The 20,282-nt window shown below is 65.3% G+C and carries 27 protein-coding genes; 12 read left to right on the forward strand and 15 right to left on the reverse strand.

What is annotated here, in order from left to right:
* On the forward strand, nt 1–319 hold a 319-nt coding region (locus BLT27_RS16950; RefSeq protein WP_139172316.1), incomplete at its 5' end, for a transposase.
* Here BLT27_RS16950 and BLT27_RS16955 read toward each other — a convergent pair.
* Genes BLT27_RS16955 through BLT27_RS16975 form a run of 5 tightly spaced genes read right to left on the reverse strand, consistent with a single transcriptional unit; the run spans nt 273 to nt 4,333 of the window.
* Nucleotides 273–1,364 carry a proline racemase family protein gene (locus BLT27_RS16955; RefSeq protein ID WP_089736055.1) on the reverse strand — a complete coding sequence of 364 codons (1,092 nt, stop codon included), beginning with the start codon at nt 1,362–1,364 and terminating at the stop codon, nt 273–275. The genes BLT27_RS16950 and BLT27_RS16955 overlap by 47 nt on opposite strands.
* Nucleotides 1,365–1,412: 48 nt before the next feature.
* Nucleotides 1,413–1,688, reverse strand: coding sequence for a hypothetical protein (locus BLT27_RS16960; protein ID WP_089736058.1), 276 nt, complete (start codon nt 1,686–1,688; stop codon nt 1,413–1,415).
* A 55-nt stretch (nt 1,689–1,743) separates the two neighbouring features.
* Nucleotides 1,744–2,355 carry a zinc metalloprotease gene (locus BLT27_RS16965; protein ID WP_089736060.1) on the reverse strand — a complete coding sequence of 204 codons (612 nt, stop codon included), beginning with the start codon at nt 2,353–2,355 and terminating at the stop codon, nt 1,744–1,746.
* On the reverse strand, nt 2,352–4,064 hold the full coding sequence (locus tag BLT27_RS16970; protein ID WP_089736062.1) for a TraB/GumN family protein: 1,713 nt from the start codon (nt 4,062–4,064) through the stop codon (nt 2,352–2,354). Before BLT27_RS16970 ends, BLT27_RS16965 begins: the two co-directional genes overlap by 4 nt.
* An 11-nt stretch (nt 4,065–4,075) precedes the next feature.
* Entirely contained in the window at nt 4,076–4,333 is a 258-nt protein-coding gene (locus BLT27_RS16975; protein WP_089736064.1) for a hypothetical protein, read from the reverse strand.
* 230 nt (nt 4,334–4,563) lie between these two features.
* On the opposite strand from BLT27_RS16975, the gene BLT27_RS16980 reads away from it, so the two are divergent.
* A complete protein-coding gene (locus tag BLT27_RS16980; protein ID WP_089736066.1) occupies nt 4,564–5,001 on the forward strand; it encodes an acyl-CoA thioesterase in 438 nt (145 codons plus the stop codon).
* Between the two features lies 1 nt (nt 5,002).
* On the opposite strand, the gene BLT27_RS16985 is transcribed toward BLT27_RS16980, so the two are convergent.
* From BLT27_RS16985 to BLT27_RS17000, 4 genes are read right to left on the reverse strand one after another with little or no spacing between them, the layout of a single operon-like run.
* The gene (locus BLT27_RS16985; RefSeq protein ID WP_089736068.1) at nt 5,003–5,719 is read right to left on the reverse strand and encodes a class I SAM-dependent methyltransferase; all 717 of its coding nucleotides are present in this window, start codon (nt 5,717–5,719) and stop codon (nt 5,003–5,005) included.
* A 48-nt stretch (nt 5,720–5,767) separates the two neighbouring features.
* Nucleotides 5,768–6,826: a S66 family peptidase gene (locus tag BLT27_RS16990; protein ID WP_089736069.1), complete on the reverse strand. Its 1,059-nt coding sequence runs from the start codon at nt 6,824–6,826 to the stop codon at nt 5,768–5,770.
* Nucleotides 6,827–6,881: 55 nt separating this feature from the next.
* Entirely contained in the window at nt 6,882–7,706 is an 825-nt protein-coding gene (locus tag BLT27_RS16995; RefSeq protein ID WP_089736071.1) for an ABC transporter permease subunit, read from the reverse strand.
* Entirely contained in the window at nt 7,703–8,671 is a 969-nt protein-coding gene (locus tag BLT27_RS17000) for an ABC transporter ATP-binding protein (RefSeq protein WP_089736073.1), read from the reverse strand. Before BLT27_RS17000 ends, BLT27_RS16995 begins: the two co-directional genes overlap by 4 nt.
* Before the next feature lie 103 nt (nt 8,672–8,774).
* Here BLT27_RS17000 and BLT27_RS17005 point away from each other — a divergent pair, with 103 nt between their 5' ends.
* From BLT27_RS17005 to BLT27_RS17025, 5 genes are all read left to right on the forward strand, one after another.
* On the forward strand, nt 8,775–9,116 hold the full coding sequence (locus BLT27_RS17005; RefSeq protein ID WP_089736075.1) for a winged helix-turn-helix domain-containing protein: 342 nt from the start codon (nt 8,775–8,777) through the stop codon (nt 9,114–9,116).
* Complete coding sequence (locus tag BLT27_RS17010) at nt 9,117–9,422, forward strand: DUF7521 family protein (RefSeq protein WP_089736078.1); 306 nt, start codon at nt 9,117–9,119, stop codon at nt 9,420–9,422. It abuts the gene before it with no gap.
* 67 nt (nt 9,423–9,489) lie between these two features.
* Nucleotides 9,490–9,762 (forward strand): DUF7521 family protein, encoded by a 273-nt coding sequence (locus BLT27_RS17015; protein ID WP_089736080.1) that lies wholly within the window; start codon nt 9,490–9,492, stop codon nt 9,760–9,762.
* Between the two features lie 51 nt (nt 9,763–9,813).
* On the forward strand, nt 9,814–11,337 hold the full coding sequence (locus BLT27_RS17020; RefSeq protein ID WP_089736083.1) for a cryptochrome/photolyase family protein: 1,524 nt from the start codon (nt 9,814–9,816) through the stop codon (nt 11,335–11,337).
* 66 nt (nt 11,338–11,403) lie between these two features.
* Nucleotides 11,404–11,859, forward strand: coding sequence for a DUF7992 family protein (locus BLT27_RS17025; protein WP_089736085.1), 456 nt, complete (start codon nt 11,404–11,406; stop codon nt 11,857–11,859).
* A 7-nt stretch (nt 11,860–11,866) separates the two neighbouring features.
* On the opposite strand, the gene BLT27_RS17030 is transcribed toward BLT27_RS17025, so the two are convergent.
* The 3 genes from BLT27_RS17030 to BLT27_RS17035 all read right to left on the reverse strand — a co-directional run bounded on the left by BLT27_RS17030 (nt 11,867) and on the right by BLT27_RS17035 (nt 13,432).
* Nucleotides 11,867–12,493 (reverse strand): DUF106 domain-containing protein, encoded by a 627-nt coding sequence (locus tag BLT27_RS17030; protein WP_089736087.1) that lies wholly within the window; start codon nt 12,491–12,493, stop codon nt 11,867–11,869.
* Between the two features lie 123 nt (nt 12,494–12,616).
* The gene (locus BLT27_RS19320; protein ID WP_139172383.1) at nt 12,617–12,760 is read right to left on the reverse strand and encodes a rubrerythrin-like domain-containing protein; all 144 of its coding nucleotides are present in this window, start codon (nt 12,758–12,760) and stop codon (nt 12,617–12,619) included.
* A gap of 114 nt (nt 12,761–12,874) precedes the next feature.
* Nucleotides 12,875–13,432: a class I SAM-dependent methyltransferase gene (locus tag BLT27_RS17035; protein WP_089736089.1), complete on the reverse strand. Its 558-nt coding sequence runs from the start codon at nt 13,430–13,432 to the stop codon at nt 12,875–12,877.
* 96 nt (nt 13,433–13,528) lie between these two features.
* Here BLT27_RS17035 and BLT27_RS17040 point away from each other — a divergent pair, with 96 nt between their 5' ends.
* Entirely contained in the window at nt 13,529–14,092 is a 564-nt protein-coding gene (locus BLT27_RS17040) for a GrpB family protein (protein WP_089736091.1), read from the forward strand.
* A 19-nt stretch (nt 14,093–14,111) separates the two neighbouring features.
* Here the strand turns inward: BLT27_RS17040 and BLT27_RS17045 are convergent, their stop codons facing one another.
* On the reverse strand, nt 14,112–15,119 hold the full coding sequence (locus BLT27_RS17045) for an LLM class flavin-dependent oxidoreductase (RefSeq protein ID WP_089736093.1): 1,008 nt from the start codon (nt 15,117–15,119) through the stop codon (nt 14,112–14,114).
* Between the two features lie 135 nt (nt 15,120–15,254).
* Here BLT27_RS17045 and BLT27_RS19325 point away from each other — a divergent pair, with 135 nt between their 5' ends.
* The 4 genes from BLT27_RS19325 (at nt 15,255) to BLT27_RS17055 (ending at nt 18,729) form a co-directional block, all read left to right on the forward strand.
* Entirely contained in the window at nt 15,255–16,145 is an 891-nt protein-coding gene (locus tag BLT27_RS19325; protein ID WP_139172384.1) for a hypothetical protein, read from the forward strand.
* 180 nt (nt 16,146–16,325) lie between these two features.
* Entirely contained in the window at nt 16,326–16,967 is a 642-nt protein-coding gene (locus BLT27_RS19330) for a hypothetical protein (protein ID WP_175526503.1), read from the forward strand.
* Between the two features lie 72 nt (nt 16,968–17,039).
* Nucleotides 17,040–18,164 (forward strand): M24 family metallopeptidase, encoded by a 1,125-nt coding sequence (locus BLT27_RS17050; RefSeq protein WP_089736095.1) that lies wholly within the window; start codon nt 17,040–17,042, stop codon nt 18,162–18,164.
* A 58-nt stretch (nt 18,165–18,222) separates the two neighbouring features.
* On the forward strand, nt 18,223–18,729 hold the full coding sequence (locus tag BLT27_RS17055; RefSeq protein ID WP_089736097.1) for a GNAT family N-acetyltransferase: 507 nt from the start codon (nt 18,223–18,225) through the stop codon (nt 18,727–18,729).
* On the opposite strand, the gene BLT27_RS17060 is transcribed toward BLT27_RS17055, so the two are convergent.
* Complete coding sequence (locus tag BLT27_RS17060) at nt 18,730–19,038, reverse strand: Ig-like domain-containing protein (RefSeq protein WP_089736099.1); 309 nt, start codon at nt 19,036–19,038, stop codon at nt 18,730–18,732. It abuts the gene before it with no gap.
* Between the two features lie 170 nt (nt 19,039–19,208).
* On the reverse strand, nt 19,209–20,210 hold the full coding sequence (locus tag BLT27_RS19335) for a hypothetical protein (protein ID WP_139172386.1): 1,002 nt from the start codon (nt 20,208–20,210) through the stop codon (nt 19,209–19,211).
* Nucleotides 20,211–20,282 lie beyond the last annotated feature (72 nt).

Genomic DNA, 20,282 nt, shown 5'->3' on the forward strand with positions numbered 1-20,282 from the left:
CGCAGGGGTCGTGCCAATCGCTCCATACAACCCGCGAAACACTGACCACCCGAAAGATATCGAGTACAGAGTCGAAGACCGCATCACCGAACACAGCGAGGACGTTCAGCTCAAGCAGTCAGTCTTAGACGAGACGTACAACCACCGGACAGGGGTCGAACGGACCAACGACGCAGTCAAGGACTGCGGCCTCGGGCACGTCCGCGCCCGAGGCCGCGTCCACGCACGAACAGAAGTGTTCCTGGCACTGTGTCTCCGGCTCGTCATTGCTATCACCAACTACGAGCGAGGAAACGAACCGGGCTGTGAGAAACTATGAGATGGATTCTATGACACGCTCGCAGGAGGAAGCCCGCCGGGAACGGGTCGTCGGGGTCGACAACGAACGTCTGCGTGCCCGTGATATGTGCGCTCCCCCGCACCGTCGGGACGACCGCGTCGTACCCCTCGAACGCCGTCTCCTCGTCGTACCAGCCGGTGAACCGCGAGTCGACGATGCTCTCGACCGTGAACCGCTCGCCAGGCCCGACCCGCTCGTCGGCCGCGAGGAGGGCGAGCCGGCCGCTCACACCGGTGCCCGTCGGGCAGCGGTCCACCTCGCCGTCGGCGAAGACGCAGACGTTCCGGCTGTCCGCGCCCGATTCCGGCTCGTCGTCGACGAATATCGTGCCGTAGAGGAACGAGAGGTCGTCTTCCGTCGGGTGCTGGATGGCGAGGTCGTCGGCGACCGCACGCTTGATTCGGCGGCCGACGTCCACCAGTTCCGCGGCGTCCTCCCGCCCGAGGCCGACCCCCACGTCGGCGGCCTCGACGTACGCGTAGAACGCACCGCCGAAGGCGACGTCGTACGCGACCGCGCCGAGGCCCGGGACCGCGACGTTGCGGTTCCGGGCGTAGACGAACGCCGGGACGTTCTCGAAGGCGACGTGGTCGACCCCGGACTCGTCCCCGCGTGTCGTGGCCGTGACGAGGCCGGCGGGCGTCTCGAACACGATGTCGTCCCCGGGCTCGCACGGGCCGGCCTCGACGAACGCGACGCCCAGCGCGACGATGCCGTGCCCGCACATCGTGCTGTAGCCCTCGTTGTGGGTGAACAGCACGCCCACGTCGGCGCGCTCGTCGGTGGGCTCCGTGAGAATCGCGCCGTACATGTCGGCGTGGCCGCGCGGCTCGTGCATCAACAGGCGACGGTAGTCGTCGAACTCGTCGCGCATGTACCGGCGCTTCTCCAGCAAGGTCTCGCCCTCGAGTTCCGGGAGGCCGTCGAGCACGATGCGAAGGGGCTCACCGCCGGTGTGGGCGTCGAGCGTCTCCACCCGCCGCCAGTCGTCGGGTGGGTTCCAGTCGAGCGAGGTAGCGTCCATCGACTGGGACTCGTCACGCAGCGCCAAGTAGGTTGGTCGTCGGACAGACTACTGGTCGGTGAGCTGGTTCGCCCTGACGACCACGTAGATGAGCACGAGCCCGGTACCGACGGCCAGCACGAACTGCGTCGCGAGGGTGAACACGATGCCGAGAGCCGGCGTGATACTGAGGAGTTCGATGGCCAGCCAGTGCAGTAGCTGTGGCGTGAGTGCGACCGCACCGACGAGTGCGACGAGCTTCGCGAGCGGGATGGCCTCGTACAGGAGCTGTCCGGTGTCGAACTCGCCGGAGGGCGTCGTGAAGAACGGTCTGGAGGGCGACATGCTCGCACGGACTCATCTTGCCTGTAAATGTCTTGGGAGGGCCTTCGACGCCGGGTCAGGGCAGGTAGCCGATGAACGCCCCCGCCGCCAGCGAGCCACAGACGGCGAAGCTCGCGACGTACACCGGCTTGCTCCAGTTCCAGACCTTCTTGCCGTCGAGCGGACCGTAGGGAATCATGTTGAAGCCCGCGAGGAACGCGTTGATCCAGACGCCGAGGGAGCCGACGACGCCGACGACACCCGGGAACAGGTACAGCGGGTAGAACACCGCCAGCAGGGCGACGTTCGTCGCCGGCCCTGCCAGCGCGATGAGCCCGCTCTCGCGCTCGGTGGTCTGCGGGTGGTACACCGCGCCGGGCGCGGCGAACAGGAAGCCGACCATCGCGCTGAAGACCGCGAGCAGCAGCATGTTGTAGTCGGCCTTGAACGCCGCCGGGTAGCCGAAGCGCTGCGCGGTGAACTTGTGCGCGAGCTCGTGCAGCAGGAACGCGACCCCCGCTGTTACTGCACAGATGACTATCGCTACCGGGAGACCGATGTCGAGGTTCGTCCGACTGCCGAATCCGTATACAACATAGAGAATCGCGAACGCGATGGAAATCCCAAGCCACGCAGCCACGAGGTCGCGAAGCTCGGTCTCCTTGATGGAGCGCATCGTCGTGCTCATAGCAGCCCCACGATGATCTCCGCGCTGTTCCGTGCGCCACGCAGCAGCACGTCCATCAGCTCGTTGACGGTGTCGATCTCGTCCGGCGCGAGCCACGGCAGGACGACGACCGGGAAGCTGAAGCTCGCGATGACGCTGCCGATGTTCGTCGCGGCGACGACCATGATGAGCTTGAACAGCGGCACCTCGAACATCCGCCGGACGACGTCCGCGAGCGGGCTCTCCTCGTCGCCGAGTATCTGGTTGAGCGTGGCGATGTCCCCGACGTTCACCGGGTCCTTCCGGAGCTCCATGTAGCCCGCGAACCAGCCGGGTGCGAGCACCGGGTTGAGGCTGGTGAGCCAGGCGATGGCTCCGCCGACGCCCGCGCTCGTCCAGCGTGCCCCGGCGAGCTTGGCGAAGCCGAAGGCGAAGAGGCCGTTGTAGAGGAACCACGCGGCGAAGAGCTTCAGGAGGAACAGGTCGTTCACGCCGGCCATCACGAGCAGGAAGAAGAAGGCGATGTAGCCGACGGTCAGCAGGTAGACGAACACCTTCATGATGGAGACGCGGCGCTGTTTCTCCGTGCCCCGGAGCGACGCCATCGGCGGGAGCGTGTCGGGGTTCTCGAGGTAGCCCTCGATGCCCTCGCGGTGGCCTGCGCCGACGACCGCGACGACCGAGTAGCCCTGGTTCCGGAGCGCGACGAGGTTGTGAGCGATGTAGGCGTCACGTTCGTCGATGAGCGCCTGCGCACCGCCGGGGGAGAACCGGCGGAACTCCTCCATCATCGCCGTCACCACGTCGCCGTCGGTGAGGTCGTCGATGTCGAACTCGTCGTACTCCTCGACCTCGTCGGCGTCGTACCCGGCCACAGCGAGGACGAGCCCGAGGGCGGCACCGACGCCGACGCCGGTGAGGATGCCGCCGAGCAGCCCGGCTGCGAAGGCGACGCCGAGTCCCCCACCGAGGAGGGTGGCGACGTACGGGGCGGTGAGGCCGCTGGCAGCGACGCCAGCGCCGACGGTCGCGCCGCCGATTGCGCCGAGCGCGATGGACTGGTCCTCGCGCATCGTCCGCATCCCGCCCTCCCAGAGCAGGTAGCCGGCGAGCAGGCCGACGAGGCTCCCGCCCGCGACTGACTGGACGGTCGTCGTCCCGACGCCGAACAGCGCGGGGACGGCGAAGCCGGCCAGGGGGCCGAGGAACAGCCCCACGAACAGCCCGGCGGTGACGCCGACGACGAGCGCGTCCGCGACGCCGAAGATGAGTCCCGACATCATCTTCACCTTCTCGAGCGCGGTCATCCGTCGCCAGAACCGCTGGATGGTCACCTGGATGTCCCGGTCGACCAGCGAGACGCCGAGGCCGTGCTCCTCGGCGGTCTCGACCGCCGCGAGCATGTCCGCCCCGGGCTCGATGTCGAACTGCTCGCCCATCCGCGTCTGGACGTACGAGAGCATCCAGTAGGCGATGAACTGGAAGACGGTGTTGCCCTCCAGCAGGTCGCGGGGCTCGATGTCGTCGGGCGTCTCCCCGCGCATCTGCCGGTAGCGGTCCTCGTCGAGCTCGACGGCGACGACGTCCGGCTGCTCCTCGGCGATGGTCTCGCGGACCTCCTCGACGCTCCGCTCTGACACGTGGGCCGTCCCGAGCACGCTGACCGAGCCCTCGCCGTCGCCAGGCGGGTCGGGGGGTTCAGGTGCCGGAGGGGCGGCTGAATCACTCATTGCCACCGCTTCTAACTCGGACGGTAAACGGTTGTCGGAGCGCGTTCGTCACTGTCACACTCCCCGGCCGTGGTCGAGCGGTTCGACGCGGACCGGTCAGCGGACGGCCCAGGTCGCGGCCGCCGGGGGGTGCCGAGGTCGTCGTTCCCGAACCGGTCGGCGTGGTTCGGCCGGAGCGACTCGTCGCTGCTTGCGAACGCCCCGGGCGTCCAGAGCTCGGCGTCGGCGCGTTCGACCAGCAGCAGGTGGTCCTCGTCGGCGACGAGCACACCCGTCCCCGGCACCGGGTTGTGGAATATCGGACGGTCGCAGTCGGTGCAGTAGCGGACCGTGCCGCCGTCGGAGTGGGTGACCCCGAGCTCGCTGCCGCAGTAGGGACAGAACTCCGGTGGGAAGTTGACCAGCGGGCGTCCGTACGTCGGTCCGGGTGCGTCGAACCGGTCGTTCGAAGCCGACCGAACCCGGTAGGCTATTCCATCGGGATGGGGTACGGGGAGGCATGCCCAGTCTGACCGAGACCTACGTCGAGAACCGCGTCATCGTCAACCCGAACGACGCGAACAACCTCGGCGCGGCACACGGGGGGAACGTGATGAAGTGGATGGACGAGGTCGCCGCGATGGCCGCGATGCGCTTCGCGGGCGAGACCTGCGTCACGGCCCGGATGGACCAGACGAACTTCAGACGGCCGATCCCCCAGGCCGACATCGCGCTCGTCAAGGCCTACGTGTTCGAGGCCGGAGAGACCAGCGTCAAGACCCGCGTCCGCGTGTTCCGCGAGGACCCTCACTCGGGCGAGACGGAGCTGACCACGGAGTCGTACATGGTGTTCGTCGCCATCGACGAGAACGACGAGCCCACGCCGGTGCCGGAGCTGACCGTCGACACCGAGCGCGGCCAGGAGCTCTTCGAGGCCGCGGTGAACGGCGAGGAGTAGGTCAGTCAAGTCGCGCCCGCACGCAGAGGAAAACCGGGTACCGGGACTCCTTCTCGTAGCGTTCGGGCAGTTGCTCCCGGAACCCCTCCGTCGGCTGCGGCTCGACGACCGTCTCGAGCCGGAAACCGCTCTCCAGCAGCGGGTTCACGACCGCCGAGAACGGCCGACGGTAGTACGGCACCGGCACGTCCCACTCCTTGGTGAGCCGCTCGACCTCGAAGTAGTTCTCCGCGTCGACCGGCTCGCCAGCCTCGTCCAGCGGGAACTGGTCGAGCGGGTGGCCGGTCGAGAACACGACGAAGCCGCCGGGGCGGAGCACGCGGGCGAACTCCGCAAAGAGAGCGTCCCAGTCCTCGACGTAGCCGAGCGCGAGCGCGCTCACGACCCCGTCGAAGGCGTCGTCGTCGAACGGGAGCCGTTCTCCGAGGTCGGCCTGGTGGAGCTCCGCGCGGTCGCCGACCCTCTCGCGGGCGTGGGCCAGCATCGCCTCGCTCGCGTCGAGCCCGACGACGTCGGCACCGTCGTCGAGCAGGAACTCGGTGTAGACGCCGGTGCCACAGCCCGCGTCGAGGACGCGCTGTCCGTCCACCTCGGGTATCATCGACGACGTGGCGGGAAACTCCAGGTGGGCGTTGTACGCGTTCGAGCGCACCTCCTCGGCGTAGCCGTCTGCCAGCTCGTCGTACGCGTCACTGGCGGTCGAGTCGTCGAAGGGCATGGAGTCCCGTCGTAGCGGGTCCGGGTGGAAATTTCTTGCGGAACCGGGCTACAGAAGCGTCAACGTCTCCGTTCCTGGCTCGATGCGGACCTCGCCGCCGATTGGCAGCGGGCACGTCGGGTAGGTGTGGCCGAACTCGCAGTCCATGACGACGGGCGCTTCGGGGTTGTACTCGCCGACGACCGACTCGACGACCTCGCGATGCTGCTCCCGGAACCGCTCGCGTTCGTGGGCGGGCGTGTCGCCGGCTGGCGTGTGGTTCCGGGCGGCCGGCCGACCGACGAGCACACCGGCGAACGCCTCCAGGTAGCCGGCCTCCCCCAGCGCCTGGAGCCAGCCCTCGACCATGCCCGGGTGGGGAAGCTCTTCGCTGGTCTCCATCGCGAACACGCAGCCCTCCAGGTCCGCGGGCTCGGGCAGCCACTCGTCGTGGACGAACCACTGGTCGAGCACCTCGAAGCAGCCGCCCCAGATGCGGCCCTCGACCGGCTCCTCGCCGCCGGCCCAGCTCCGGCCGTCCGACGGCTCGATGTCGCGGTGGTAGTCGAGGCTCCGGGACTCCGCCCAGTCGCCGGCCTGGTCGGTGAAGCAGTCCGCAGCCTCCCACTCGCCGATGGACTCCTCGAACAGCGCGCGACCGATGTGCTCGACCGAGTAGTCGAACATCTCGGCGTCCATCGCGTACTCCAGCAGGGTCGAGCCGCCGTAGTAGGAGACGATACCCTGGTTCCAGAGGTAGCACGCGAGGTTCGTGTTGTCGGACCAGCCGTAGAACCGGGTCGGGTGCTCGCGCAGCACGTCGGGGTCGAGGTGCGGGAGGACCCGGATCTGGTCGTTGCCCCCGATGTTGGCGATGACGGCCGAGATGTCGGGGTCCTCGAAGGCGTCCATCACGTCCCGTGCGCGCTCCTCGGGGTGGTCGGCGAGCCACTCCGGGTCCTTCGTCGCGGTCGGGTACTCGACGGGCTCGAGGTCGAACTGCTCGCGCATCCGTTCGAGCCCCAGCTCGTAGACGTGGGCGAACTCGGACGGGACGTTCGACGCCGGAGCGATTACGGCCACCCTGTCCCCGCGCTCGACGGGCGGCGGCGTGACGAACTCCTGCATGGGTGGTCCGACGAAAGCGGGCGGAAAAAGCGTTCGGTGGGCCTGTGACGCGTTCTCAGCCGAGGTCGGCGCGCTCGAACCGCCAGTAGCCCAGCGCGAGCGGGGCGACGATCCAGAACGCGAGGATGACGAACATGAACTCGGGCTGGAGGTAGAACGCGTTCGTGCCTGCACCACTCCCCCCGGTGATGCGCTCCGGGAAGATAGGCTGGATGGCGTTGAAGTACGCACCCGTCGGGCTCAGCGACCAGACGAGGTCCTTGAAGTTGTCAGACACCGAGGTGCCGAGCTTGTCCGCGACGAACTCGATGACGGTCGCGGGCTGGATGGGCAGGAAGTTCCAGAACACGTTCAGCACGAACCACGAGCCGATGGCCAGCCCCATGGCGCGGGACCGGCTGCTCGTCGCGGCGGAGATGCCGACCGCGATGGCGACGTAGCTCACCGCGTAGAGCAGCGTGACGCCGACGAAGGCGGCGAAGTCGGGCAGCTGGACCGACGGGAAGTAGTACGCGGCCATCCCGAGACCGACGACGAACGCGACGACGATGGAGACCGTCACGACGACCGCACGGGCGATGAACTTCCCGAGGACCACGTCACGGCGGCTGTTCGGGTACGAGAGCAGGAACTTCAGGTTCCCGGACTCGCGCTCGCCGGCGACGGAGAGGTACGCCGCGACCAGCGCGACCAGCGGGATGATCAGGACGCCGATGCCCGCCATGGAGAACAGCGCGTTGTAGATGTCGGTGTCGCTGCTGGAGCCGATACCCCAGAACGAGAGCACCGCGAACAGCGTGTAGAGCAGGCCGACGCCCCAGACGAGCTTCGCCCGTCGAACGTCGAGGAAGTCCTTCTTGACGACTGCCTGCAGACTCATGCTGTCACCTCGGCTTCCGCCTCGCGCTCCTCCGCGAGTTCGCGTGCGTCGTCGTCGAGGCCGTCGCGGCCGCCGCCGGTGTACTTGTTGAACAGCTCCTCGAGCGAGGTCTCGGTCGCGACGACGTTCGTCACTGTCGCGGCGCGGTCGACGTGCCGGATGACGTTCATCTTCGCCTCGCCGTTGTGGCAGTAGGCGCGGATCTCGTCGCCGTCGACCTCGACGTCGCTGACGTCGTCCATCACCTTCAGGCCGAGGTCGTTCGGGACGGTCTCGACGGTCAACTCGACCTCGCCGGCGTCGCCGGAGCGCTCGCGCAGGTTGTCGATGGTGTCGACGGTGACGAGCTCGCCCTGGCTCATGATGCCGACGCGGTCACAGACCGCCTCGACCTCGCTGAGGATGTGCGAGGAGAAGAAGACGGTCGTCCCGTCGGCGGCCTCCTCGCGGAGCAGTTCGCGCATGTGCTGGATACCGTTGGGGTCCAGCCCGGAGGAGGGCTCGTCGAGGATGATGAGGTCCGGGTCGCCGACCAGCGCCATCCCGAGCGCGAGTCGCTGGGACATCCCGGTGGAGAAGCCGCCGGCCTTCCGGTCGGCCTCCTCGGCGAGGCCGACGCGTTCGAGGACGGCCATCGGTTCGTCCGGCGCGTCCTTCATCTCGACGCAGAGCTGGAGGTGCTCGCGGGCGGTGAGTCGGTCGTACAGTTCGAGTCCTTCGGGGAGAACACCGACGCGCTCGCGGATCTCGCCGATCTCGTCCTGGGCGTCGAGGCCGAGGACGGTCGCCGAGCCGCTGGTCGGCCGGTGGAAGTCCAGCAGCATGTTGATGGTCGTCGACTTGCCGGCACCGTTCGGGCCGAGGAAACCGAATATCTCCCCCTCCCGGACGGTGAGGTCCAGCTCGTCGACGGCGAGGACGTCACCGAAGCGTTTCGTCAGGGCGGTCGTCTCGATGGCGGGCATCGTGTTCGCTTCGTGTCAGTCAGAGGTTGTATAAACAGCGATTCTACTTCACATCCAGAAAGTTTGGTTCGTTTTATAAGAAGGTCGGGCGAAAACCGGAGTGATGAGTGATGAGGTGCTTGTAGACGTCGCGGGCTTGCTCGAGGACGAGTACGCCCGCACCATCCTCATCCACACGAGCTCCCGACCGATGTCCGCGAACGAGCTGGCGGAACACTGCGACGCGTCGCCCCCCACCATCTACCGGCGCATCGACAGGCTCCGCGAGCACGACCTCGTCACGTCGGACCAGGAGCTCGACCCCGACGGACACCACTACGAGGTGTTCGAGGCGAACTTACAGCGGGTGACCATCGAACTCGACGAGGACGGCTTCGACGTACAGCTCGAGCACCAGACCGACCCGGCCGACCGGTTCACCGACCTGTTCGAGGAGTTGAGATAGATGCAAGGCGTCACCACCACAGGCGGGCCGACGATACTGGTCCTGACGCTGTTCGTCGGGGTGTTCGTCTCCATCGCGCTCGCGGGCGTCATCGCCTATCGGGCGTACAGGGGCTACCAGCGCACCCGCAGCACCCGGCTCCTGGCGCTCAGTGCGGGGCTGTTCACCGTCGTCGCCGTCCCGAAGCTGCTGAACCTCGTGCTGTCGACGCTCCAGTACCCGGCCGACACGACGAGCACCGCCGCGGCGGCGACGCGGCTGGCCGGGCTCTGCGTCGTGCTCTATGCGATCTACGCGGGTGACTGACCATGTCCGGACCAACCACAGCGACGAACGAACGCCAGGACGACCGCGAGCCGGAGGTGTCGCGCTGATGGACCCGGTCGCCGTCCGGTCGGCGGTGGCGGCGGTCGGCGTCGTCGTCAGCCTGCTCGTCGTCTATCAGGCCTACCGCGGGTACCTCCGGAACGGGAGTCGGGCGATGCGCGCCCTCGCCGTCGGCATCGCCCTGCTGGGCACCGTCCACTTCCTGCTCCTCCTGCCGGGCGGGACCTCGTCGGAGCTCGACCTCGGGCTCTCCATCGTTCGCCAGCTGGTCGACATCGCCGGGCTGGCAGTCGTGTTCTACGCGCTGACGCGGGCCTGACGGCCGGTCGTTCGGAACCGCGCTTTTACCGTCCCCGCTCCAACCACGGGTATGACCGTCTGGGTGCTGGGCGACCAGCTCGCTGCCGACGCCGGACCGCTGGCGGACGTAGAGCCCGGCGAGGAAGCGGTGCTGCTCGTCGAGGCGCGCGAGTTCGCACGCAAACTGCCGTACCATCCACACAAGCTCGTCCTGGTGTTCAGCGCGATGCGGCACTTCCGCGACCGCCTCCGCGAGGCCGGCCACGAGGTCGACTACCGACGGGCCGAGACGTTCCGCGACGGCGTCGCCGAGCACCTCGCCGGCCACGCCCCCGACCGGCTGGTGGCGATGCGGCCGCCGAGCCACGGCGCGGGCGAGCGGCTCGGTGACGTCGTCGCCGAGGCGGCCGCGGGGACGGGGGTCGACGCGGAGCTGACGATTGTCGGGAACGACCTGTTCGTCTGTTCCCCCGACGCCTTCGACGAGTGGGCCGGTGACGAGCCGGTCCACGAGCAGTTCTACCGCTGGCAGCGCCGCCGCACCGGCTACCTGCTGGACGGCGACGAGCCCGAGGGCGGCGAGTGGAACTTCGACGACGAGAACCGCGAGTTCCCCCGGCCCGAGGTCGGGTTCCCCGACCCACCGACGTTCGAGCCGGACGAGACGACCCGCGAGGTGATCGACTGGGTGACGGAGACGTTCGACACCTGGGCCGACGACGCGGCGGAACCGTTCCGCTGGCCGGTGACCCGCGAGGCCGCCCTGGAAGCCCTCGACGCGTTCGTCGCCGACCGGCTTCCGACGTTCGGGCCGTACCAGGATGCGATGGTCGAGCGGTCGTGGTCGCTGAACCACGCGCTGCTGTCGCCCGCGCTCAACCTCGGCCTGCTCCGGCCCGAGGAGTGCATCGAGGCCGCAATCGACGCGTACGAGGCCGGCGACGCCCCGCTCCCGAGCGTCGAGGGCTTCGTGCGCCAGCTGCTGGGCTGGCGCGAGTTCACCAGACACGTCTACCGCAGGGAAATGCCCGCGATGGCCGACGCGAACCAGCTGGACCACGACCGGGCGCTCCCCGACGCGTACTGGACGGGCGAGACGGAGATGCGCTGTCTCGAAGCGTGCGTCGGCCACGTCCGGAAGCGTGGCTACGCCCACCACATCGAGCGGCTGATGGTGCTGTCGAACTTCGCCACGCTGCTCGGTGTCGACCCGGCCGAACTCAACCGCTGGTTCCACTTCGGCTTCGTCGACGCCTACCACTGGGTGACGACGCCGAACGTGGTCGGGATGGGCAGCTTCGCGACCGGCGCGATGTCGACGAAGCCGTACGTCTCGTCGGCGAACTACGTCGAGAAGATGAGCGACCACTGCGACGACTGTCGCTACGACCACGACGAGACGACCGGCGCGAACGCCTGTCCGTTCAACGCGCTCTACTGGGAGTTCCTGGACCGCCACGAGGAGCAGCTCCGGGCAACCGGCCGGATGGGGCTCGTCTACCATCACCTCGACAACAAGGACGAGGACGAACTCGCGGCCATCCACGAACGGGCGGCCGCGGTTCGCGGTGCAGCCGACGACGGCAGCCTCTGAGTGGTGCCACGGCCGGCACAGCCCCGGACCTGCACCCTTATCGGACGGCGTACCCTACGGGCTCGCATGGGACTTGACGTCGACGCGCCTGCGCCGCCCGAACTCGAGTACGTCGACCCGAACGAGTACGAGGACGCATCGGTCGCCGCAGACGCCGACTACCGTCGTGAGGAACTGGAGGCGTTCCTGCACGACGGCGCGTGGGAACGAGCGTTCGAGGAGTGGGCCGACCACGCCGACATGAGCGAGGAACAGTTCCGCATCGCCGGCGAGATGGAGCTGTTCGAGGAGTTCGACTTCTTCTGGGACGACTTCGCGGACCGCGTCGGCTACCACGCACCGGGCATCCCCGAGGACTGGAAGGAGCGGACCTACCACACGGACCTCGACTCGTGGGGGACCGTCTCGGGCATCAACGCCGGACTGACCGAACTGGGACAGATCGTCTGCGAGGTGCTGAAAGACGAGTACATCGACTGGGAGGCCGACTACGAGCCGCCCGAGGACCTGCCCGACTTCTGACCGGTACTCAGCCGTCCGCTGCAACCCGGCGGACCAACCTGCGGGCGACGAACCCCGAGGAGAGCGAGGCCCCGAAGTACCAGGCCAGCCAGAGCTTGACCGGGCCGACGACGGTGGCGGTCCACGACAGCTGGCCGACCAGCGGGACGAACACCATCGCTGGCGCGATGCCGGCCGCGGGGGCGAGGAACACCCAGCGGAGCCAGAGGAACGTGGGGATGGTCACCAGCATGCTCCAGACGAGCGGCCGGAAGTTCGTCTTCAGCATCGCGACCATCGTCCGGTTCAGTTCGTGCTGTTCCTCGTCGAGATCATCGACCGTCAGGTCGTCGGCCTCGCGGGCCGCCCGGAGCCGGGCCTGGAGCTCTTCGGTCCGGGCCTGGAACCGTTCGACGCGTTCGGAGTCGCGCAGTTTCACCTGGGCGATAGCCGTGAACAGCCCGTTCACCCCGGCGAGGAGACAGAGGAGCACTGAGAACGGAAGGATGACGGCTAGTGGAGCCAGGACTGCGGACCAGGCCGTCGCCACTGCCCCCTGGATCGGGGGAAGCACGTAGCCCGTCGCGAGGACCAGAGCGAGGAGTCCCGCGACCCGGTCGGCGGTGGTCCAGCCAGCATCGTCGGTGTCGACCATGCCAGGACTTGACTGTTTGTAAGTATAAACGTTTCCGAATGTCGGGCTGCGTCGGTGTGACTGCGGCCCGCTCGCGCTCCGCGAGAACGGAATCGAGTGGTGATGACCTGGCGGTGGGCTGTACTACTCCCGCGAGACGGCGACGTTGCGGACCTCGCCGTCGCACAGCGGACTGTCACAGGTCGCACTGGGTGATTCGAGGCGTGCGCCACAGCGGACGCACTCGTACTCGGTCCGGCTCGGTGTGTATGGGTCTGTTCGCACCATCGTACTCGTATGGTACGTTTTCCCACTATAAAGTGTTATCCTGTAACACGCACTCACCCTACAGACGCACACCTATTCCTTAAACACGTACTAGCCACAGAACTGGACGTTCGTTCAGTTCGTTGTGGCGGCGACGAGCATCGTCTCCGGACGCTCGTCGGCACGCTGGACGTCGAACCCCGCAGCCTCGTGGTGTGCGACTGCCTCGGACAGGTCGTACCGCTCCCCGCGCGGTGGTCCCGTCTCCCCCTCGCCCGCCGCGGACCAGTCCACGGTGACGAGTCGCCCCCCCGGCACGAGCACTCGATGCAGTTCGTCGAGCGCGCCCTCGCCGGCGAACTCGTGGTACGTCATCGTCGAGAACGCGGCCTCGAGGGCATCGTCGTCGAGCGGCAGGTCGTCGACGGGTGCCGTCACCGGTTCGACGTTGTCCGGCAGGCCCTTCTCGCGGTAGATGTCGTGCATCTCCGCCTGCACGTCCACCGCGTACATCCGGTCGGCGAACGTCGCCACGTCGTCCGTATAGAAGCCGGTGCCCGAGCCGAGGTCGGCGACGGCCTCGGTCCCGTCGAGAGCGAGCGCGGCGACCAGTTCCTCGCGGGAGCAGTAGCGGTAGCGCGAGGGGTCCTCGAGTGCGTCGGCGCGGTCGATCGGGAACGTGTGGAAACCCATGGTACCCCTTGGCCCTGCAGCGTTGTAGCGATGATGGAAGTTAATCGGTGGCACCAACCACGGAGATTGAAGTGTATCGACCGACTCCGCCTACTAATGGTCGACCTCCACGACGACCCCGTCGAACTCGTCGACTCCCGTCACGAGACGTGGGTCGAACGGTACGAGGCCGAGCGCAGTCGGGTGCACGACGCACTCAAAGCCGCCGGCCTCGTGGACAGCCTCGTTCGAATCGAACACGTCGGCTCCACGGCCGTCCCCGGCCTCGCCGCGAAGGACATCGTCGACCTCGACGTCGTCGTCGCGGACGGCACGGTCCGCGAGGCCGCGGCGGTCCTCGTCGACCGGCTCGGTGGCACGCGCTACGACAACCACGACGGCTGGAACGTCGTGCCCCGCCGGGACGACGGGCAGCGGTTCAACGTCCACGTCTTCGCCGAGTCGGACGACGGCTGGAAGGTCAGCGTCGCCACGCGGGACGTGCTCCGGGAGCGCGACAGCCTGCGCGAGGAGTACGGAGCGGTGAAACGGCGGCTCGCCGACGAGACAGACGACCTCGGCGACTACTCGCGCGGGAAGACGGACCTCGTCGAGGCACTGCTCGAAGCCGCGAGAGACGGCGACTACGACCACGGGTTCACGGTGCCCGAGTCGGTCTGAGACGGTCTCTCGACGGTTTTCAGCGCAGTTCCGGCGCGACCTCGTTCCCGAGGCGCTCGATGCACGCCGTCATCGTCTCCGTCCCGATGCCGGGGTGGTACGTGCGGAAGATGACGTGCACGTCGTCGCCGAGCGCGTCGCGGTAGCGCTCCAGGTCGGCGACGACCTGCTCGGGCGTCCCGAAGATGGCCTGCTTCTTCAGCTCTTCCTTGCGCTCCTCGGGGAGTTCGTCGACGGGCTCGCCGGAGAATATCTCGGCGTAGCGGCGCTGGATGTAGAAGTAGCCGGGCTTCATCGCCTCCCACGCCGCCTCGCGGGAGTCGCCGACGAAGCCGTGGCGGATGACGTAGACATCGAAGTCGCCGTCGATGCCCTCCTCCTCGCGGACGGTCCGGATGTCCTCGATGCGCTTCTGCAGGCCGCCGATGGAGAGCTTCGAGGGCGCACACCACGCGTCGGCCGTGCGGGCGGCCCGGCGCACCGCCGGCTTTGCCCCGCCGCCGAGCATGATCGGCACGTCGTTGTCGACGGGCTTCGGCGTCACCGACACGTCCGGGTCGATGTCGTGGAACTCGGCGTCGTAGTCGAGCGGGCCCTCGGACCAGGCGGCGCGCAGGAGCTTCACCTGGTCAGACAGGCGCTCGACGCGCTCGTCCCGGGGCACGCCGAAGGCCTCGAACTCGCCCGGGTTGGAGCCGATGGCCAGCCCGAGGGTCGCCCGGTCGTGCGAGAGGTGGTCGAGCGTCGCGACGTCCTCGGCCAGCCGGACGCCGTCGTACAGCGGCGCGAGCGCGATGCAGGTGCCCAGCTCTATCTCCTCGGTCCTGGCAGCGATGGCCGAGAGCGACGGCATCGTCCCGGGCAGGTACTCGTCCTCGGTGAAGTGGTGCTCGGACACCCAGATGCTGTCCAGGCCCGCGTCGTCCGCGGTCTCCGCGAGCGTGAGCATCTCGTCGTATATCTCGGTCGTGCTCCGCTCGTCGTCGGGACGGCGCTGGCAGGTGAACAGGCCGGTTCCCAGTTTCATGTAATCAACCCATGGCAGGAGGGGCAAAAGCAGTTTGCCCACAGGCAGGGATGTGGGTGACCGGGTCCGCTCATCCCACACCAATAGAACTTACCATAAGATATTTAATATCCGTATTCGGATGTCGTAAATGAGTTGTCGAGAGAAAAGAAAACTACCCGAAGAACTGTTATAAAACAGGTAAGTGCAGTTGGAACTGGAATATTTGGTGTTGGCAAAGCAGCGAGCATCGCGTCAGCAGCTCCCAGAGGACCGGACGAAGACGATAACACTGATGATCCAGGTGGCGGTGGCGACGCAAACTACGGAGAACATTCGATAGCGCGGTCCGCTGAATCAAACTTCATGGATGGTTCAGGAGTTAGTTACACTGCCGCAGGGAGCAGTTACAATATTTTGACAAATATACCGGAATGGGATTCCAGTATCGGTAAATATAGAGTGAACGTTCTCACAACCTCAGTTGCGTGTACGGGTTACGAGTTGGAGAACGGATCAACCGGGCATGAACGACTCTACAGGGGACAACACAGACTGATAGTAAACCATGATTATTCTAACCAGATATCCACGCAGGCGTACGACGATGCTGAATGGGGAATCTCAACAATAAGTGATCACCAGACCGGCAGTTCACCGGGCAACGAGATCGCAGACTCGGTATATACGTTACTCTCGGGCTTTGGTGATTTTATTCCAACCTACTACGAGGCGATAGACCTCTACAACAGGCTCAATCAAGCGTATATCGACGGTGAAATAGATAAAACCTGGCTCGCAGAGAGCACCGGTCAGTCCCGGATGGGCCACATCGTGACATACAGACACGTGTATCCACCGCGGGAAGTATTGGGGACCGATTCGGTTAGCGTTTCTGTGAGGAACAAGCTTCACAATTCAATTTACGAGCCAGAAACAGACTGGACCGGGAACCGTGAACCGACGGACGTTTACGATCATACCCACGAATACGACCTGTACGTACCGTACGCACCTGCCGACAGCAGTGTATCGAAGCGGAACTAATAGGGAGAAATACCAGCTAGCAACAAGAGGTATAGAATGAGTTATAAAAGAGCAACTGTTCTCGTTTTAGTTGGTTTTGCGCTTATCCTGAATCCGTTCTATTTGTGGCCACATCATGGGGATGTTTCTTATTCTGTATCAACAAACGAGGTGCGGTCGGTCTCTGGGGACCCAATCAACGTGAGTACGCTTCCTCCCGAGACGGAAACCTTCGTGAAATCTCTGATTGAGCGCACTGAAGAGGGTGAAAGCGAACAAGTAGTGTTCAAGGAGCGCTCAAGTATCCCTACAGATGGCCTCTCAGAGGCAGAGCCCTGGCCATTAGTTTCGCATAGTGGCGAAACGTATCGAATCGTCATTGAACAGGTGGAGCGTTCCCCACCATTACTCCCGGAGAACTGGATACTTCGAACCGCAATGGGAATGACTGGCTCCTTGCTCATCGCCCTCGGCGGAATTACTGCTATTACCGGGAGTAAAGAGCTGACTGCGAAGTCCTCGTGGGGCTGTGTCGGAATATGGGTTACAGTTCTTACCGGAACAGTAGCGTACGATGGTGGAACACATGGACTCGGCCTCAGTACCGGGCTTGTGATCTTCGACCTACACGTGATTGGAGTACTCGCTCTCGTACTCCCGATGGTTGGAGTCGTCGCCGGTGTCGTCGTGCGGGGGTGGGGTACTGATATCACCTACGGTCCAGAGCAAATTCTCGTCATCGCGTTCATAGCAACAACGTTCGTATTGACTCTTCCCGGACTGTTAGTAGGCTATCTGTTCGGAGAATCAAATCAATCCGGATTGGTAGGTGGAGTAGATTAACGAATCTCGGCGGTTGAAACCCAGAGATTCTGGACGGGAGGCTACTTGACCCCCGCGTCCGAACCCCGAGCCATGACCGACGACGCCTTCGAGCGACGCACACGCGCTTGCCAGCAGCGGCTCCGCGACGGCGCGGGTCACCTCGCCGTGCTGTTCCCGAGCCGGAACCTGTTCTACGCGACCGGCTTCGACGAGGAGCCACAGGAACGGCACCTGTTCCTGTTCGTCCCCCGCGAGGGCGACCCCGTCTTCCTCGTGCCGGCCCTCTACGGCTCCCAGGTCCGGGCCGAGAGCTGGGTCGAGGACGTGCGGACGTGGAGCGACGGCGACGACCCCGTGGCGGCGGTCGAGAACGTCGTCGCAGACCTCGCCATCCCGGGCGACGGCCACGTCCTCGTCGACGACACGATGTGGGCGCTGTTCACGCAGGACCTCGAAGCCGCGCTGCCCGACGCGACGTTCGGACTGGCCAGCGCGGTGTTCGACGACCTTCGAATCCGGAAGGACGAGGCCGAACTCGACTGCCTGCGCCGGGCCGGCGAACTCGCGGACGAGGTGAGCGCCGCGGTCCGGCGCATGGGCGAGGACGCCGTCGGCTGGAGCGAGGCCGAACTCGCCGCCGAGATAGAATCACGTCTCCTCTCTGGCGGCGGGGACTCACTCGCGTTCGACGTCATCGCCGGCTCCGGGCCGAACGGGGCGATGCCACACCACGCCCACGGCGACCGCGAGATCGAACACGGGGACCCGGTCGTATTGGACTTCGGCGCGTACGTCGACGGCTACCCGGGCGACCAGACCCGGACCGTCGTGTTCGCGGGCGAGCCACCCGAGGGGTTCGCGGAGGTCCACGAGACGGTGCAGGCGGCGCTGGAGGCCGGGGTCGCGGCGGTCGAGCCGGGCGTGACCGCCGAGTCCGTCGACCGGGCCGCGCGCCAGGTCATCGACGACGCGGGCTACGGCGAGCAGTTCGTCCACCGGACCGGCCACGGCGTCGGCCTCGACGTGCACGAACCGCCGTACATCGTCGAGGGTAACGAGACGCGGCTGGAGCCCGGGATGGTGTTCTCGGTCGAGCCGGGCGTCTACATCGAGGGCGAGTTCGGCGTCCGCATCGAGGACCTCGTCGTCGTCACCGAGGACGGCTGCGAGCGGTTGAACGACTCGCCGCGGGGCTGGCGGCCGCCGGGCGAGTAGAGCCGGAGGGCGGCCCACGGGGGAACAGTAATACCCCGCGGCCACGTCATATGTTACCATGAAGTTCCGCCACGCCACCACGGACGACGTCCCGGAGATACTGCGCGTCGCGGAGCGGTCCTGGGAGCACGACTACCCGGACATCCTGACCAGAGAGAGCGCCCGGGAGGCGGTCCACGAGTGGTACGACGCGGACCGGCTGGAGCTCGACGCCGTGACGGCCGACACCGCGCTCGTCGTCGCCATCGACGAGGCGGCGGACGAGGACGTCGCCGGCCCGGTCGTCGGCTTCGTCCACGGGGTCGTCGACGACGACACGGGCACCCTCCTCCGGGTGTACGTCGACCCCGACTACCGCGGGGCGGGCACCGGCCGCGCGCTCGTCGAGTACGCGATGGACGACTTCGGCACCCGCGGCGTCGAGCGCGTCGAGGCGATGGTGCTCGTGGCGAACGAGCCCGGCAACGAGTTCTACGAGTCGCTGGGCTTCGAACTGGTCCAGCGCGCGACGACGACCATCGCCGGCGAGCCCTACGACGAGAACATCTACCTGAAGCTGCTGTAGTCAGTCGGCTGGCGTGTCGGTGTCCCCGATGCAACAGCCCCCAAACGAGACGTTCAGCTCTCCCGAGTTCCGGTAGCCGACCATCGCCTCCTGTTCGGCCGGGTCGTCGGATGCGGTCTCCGAGACCGCCGCCCCCGTCTCGACGTCCTCGACCGTCACCTCGTACGGCGCTGGCGCGGCCGACCAATGCCGGTTCAGTTCGCTGAACTCGTCGGCACCGAGGTCGAACTCGCGGTTCGCGACCTGTTCCCCGTCTCGCTCGACCCGTACCCGGAGGCGATGCTCGCGGCTGTCGTGGTTGAGGACCATGCAGTTCTGCAGAACCGTCTCTGATTCTCCTGAATCACCGAAACAGCCACTCACGAGGACACTGCTGCAGGTAGCGAGAAGAAATCCCCTTCGCGAATGAATACGAGGCATATAAAGTAACTTGATTAAGGTCTTTGGCCCTGTGGAGTAAAAAGGTTAGTTTCGATTTGTTATTCGTTTTTCGAGTCTTCCGTTCCCCTGATATCTGATATTACGAGACTCGGGTCTGCGTACTTGACAACTTTTCCATCGGCATCAGCGGAAAGTGTGGACGAGCGGGGAAGGTCTTCTTGATCGTATACTTCGAGGACAGCATCTCGACTCGGTACCCTTACTCCCTCTACTTCTGCTAATTCCACATCAGAAGAATCTTGATATGGGGGACAGGGATTTCCATCTGTCTGTAGCTCGAACTCTTGAGTCGTAATGGCAGAGTAGATTGTTGCCTCTGCATTGGCTCGGAATGTCACCTCTGAAGTTTCATTATTCGGTGCCTTCCATAGAACATGCATATAGTTCGAAGGTTCGGTCTGAGTACTCCAATAGTCCCATCCGAATCCGACGGATTTCTGTACCGGCGGTTCGGGCTTGTCGTTGCTCATTGCATTAAGAACATCTATCGCAGCCACACCGACGGATACATAATTATTGAGAGTTGTTACTGCGCCTTGAATCGCTGCAAGTGCCACATCCTCATCAATATATGGTAGTGGGCTCCCCTCAGCAGGAGTGCCACCAGCATAGACATCGTCGTCAAAATGATTAGGATGAATTTCTGAATCATTGTTTGTTTGAACGACGGCCTCAACTCCGTGGCTGGTGAGTCCCACCGAGTCAACCGAGCAATCTTTGTCCTGCAACCGCCCCTTATATGTGTTGCTCATTACGAAATCGTGGAGCCGATAATCGAAGTTTGATCCACCAAGCGTACCCTTGTATATCAGCGAACTCCCAATATCACAGAGAGCTTCGTTCTGGCAATCAGACGGTGTTGTGGGACCAGTTGGAACAGCGTGATGTTCGTGAGCATTCTCTTGCCACACATACTCAGCGTTGGATGAAGCATTTCTCCCGTTTTCGACACTGTCTGCTTCGGCAGAGGAAGCTATCATTACAGGAACACTCATGGCTGCTGTCCGGCTTAGGAACTTCCGACGGTTGGTGCGAACCATCAGCAGTATCTAATCAATACGATAGTATGAATCTTTATATATATATTAAATAAAATTTAATATTTTGCTAGA

Origin of the sequence: Haloarchaeobius iranensis (assembly GCF_900103505.1) — an archaeon.
GTDB lineage: Archaea > Halobacteriota > Halobacteria > Halobacteriales > Natrialbaceae > Haloarchaeobius > Haloarchaeobius iranensis.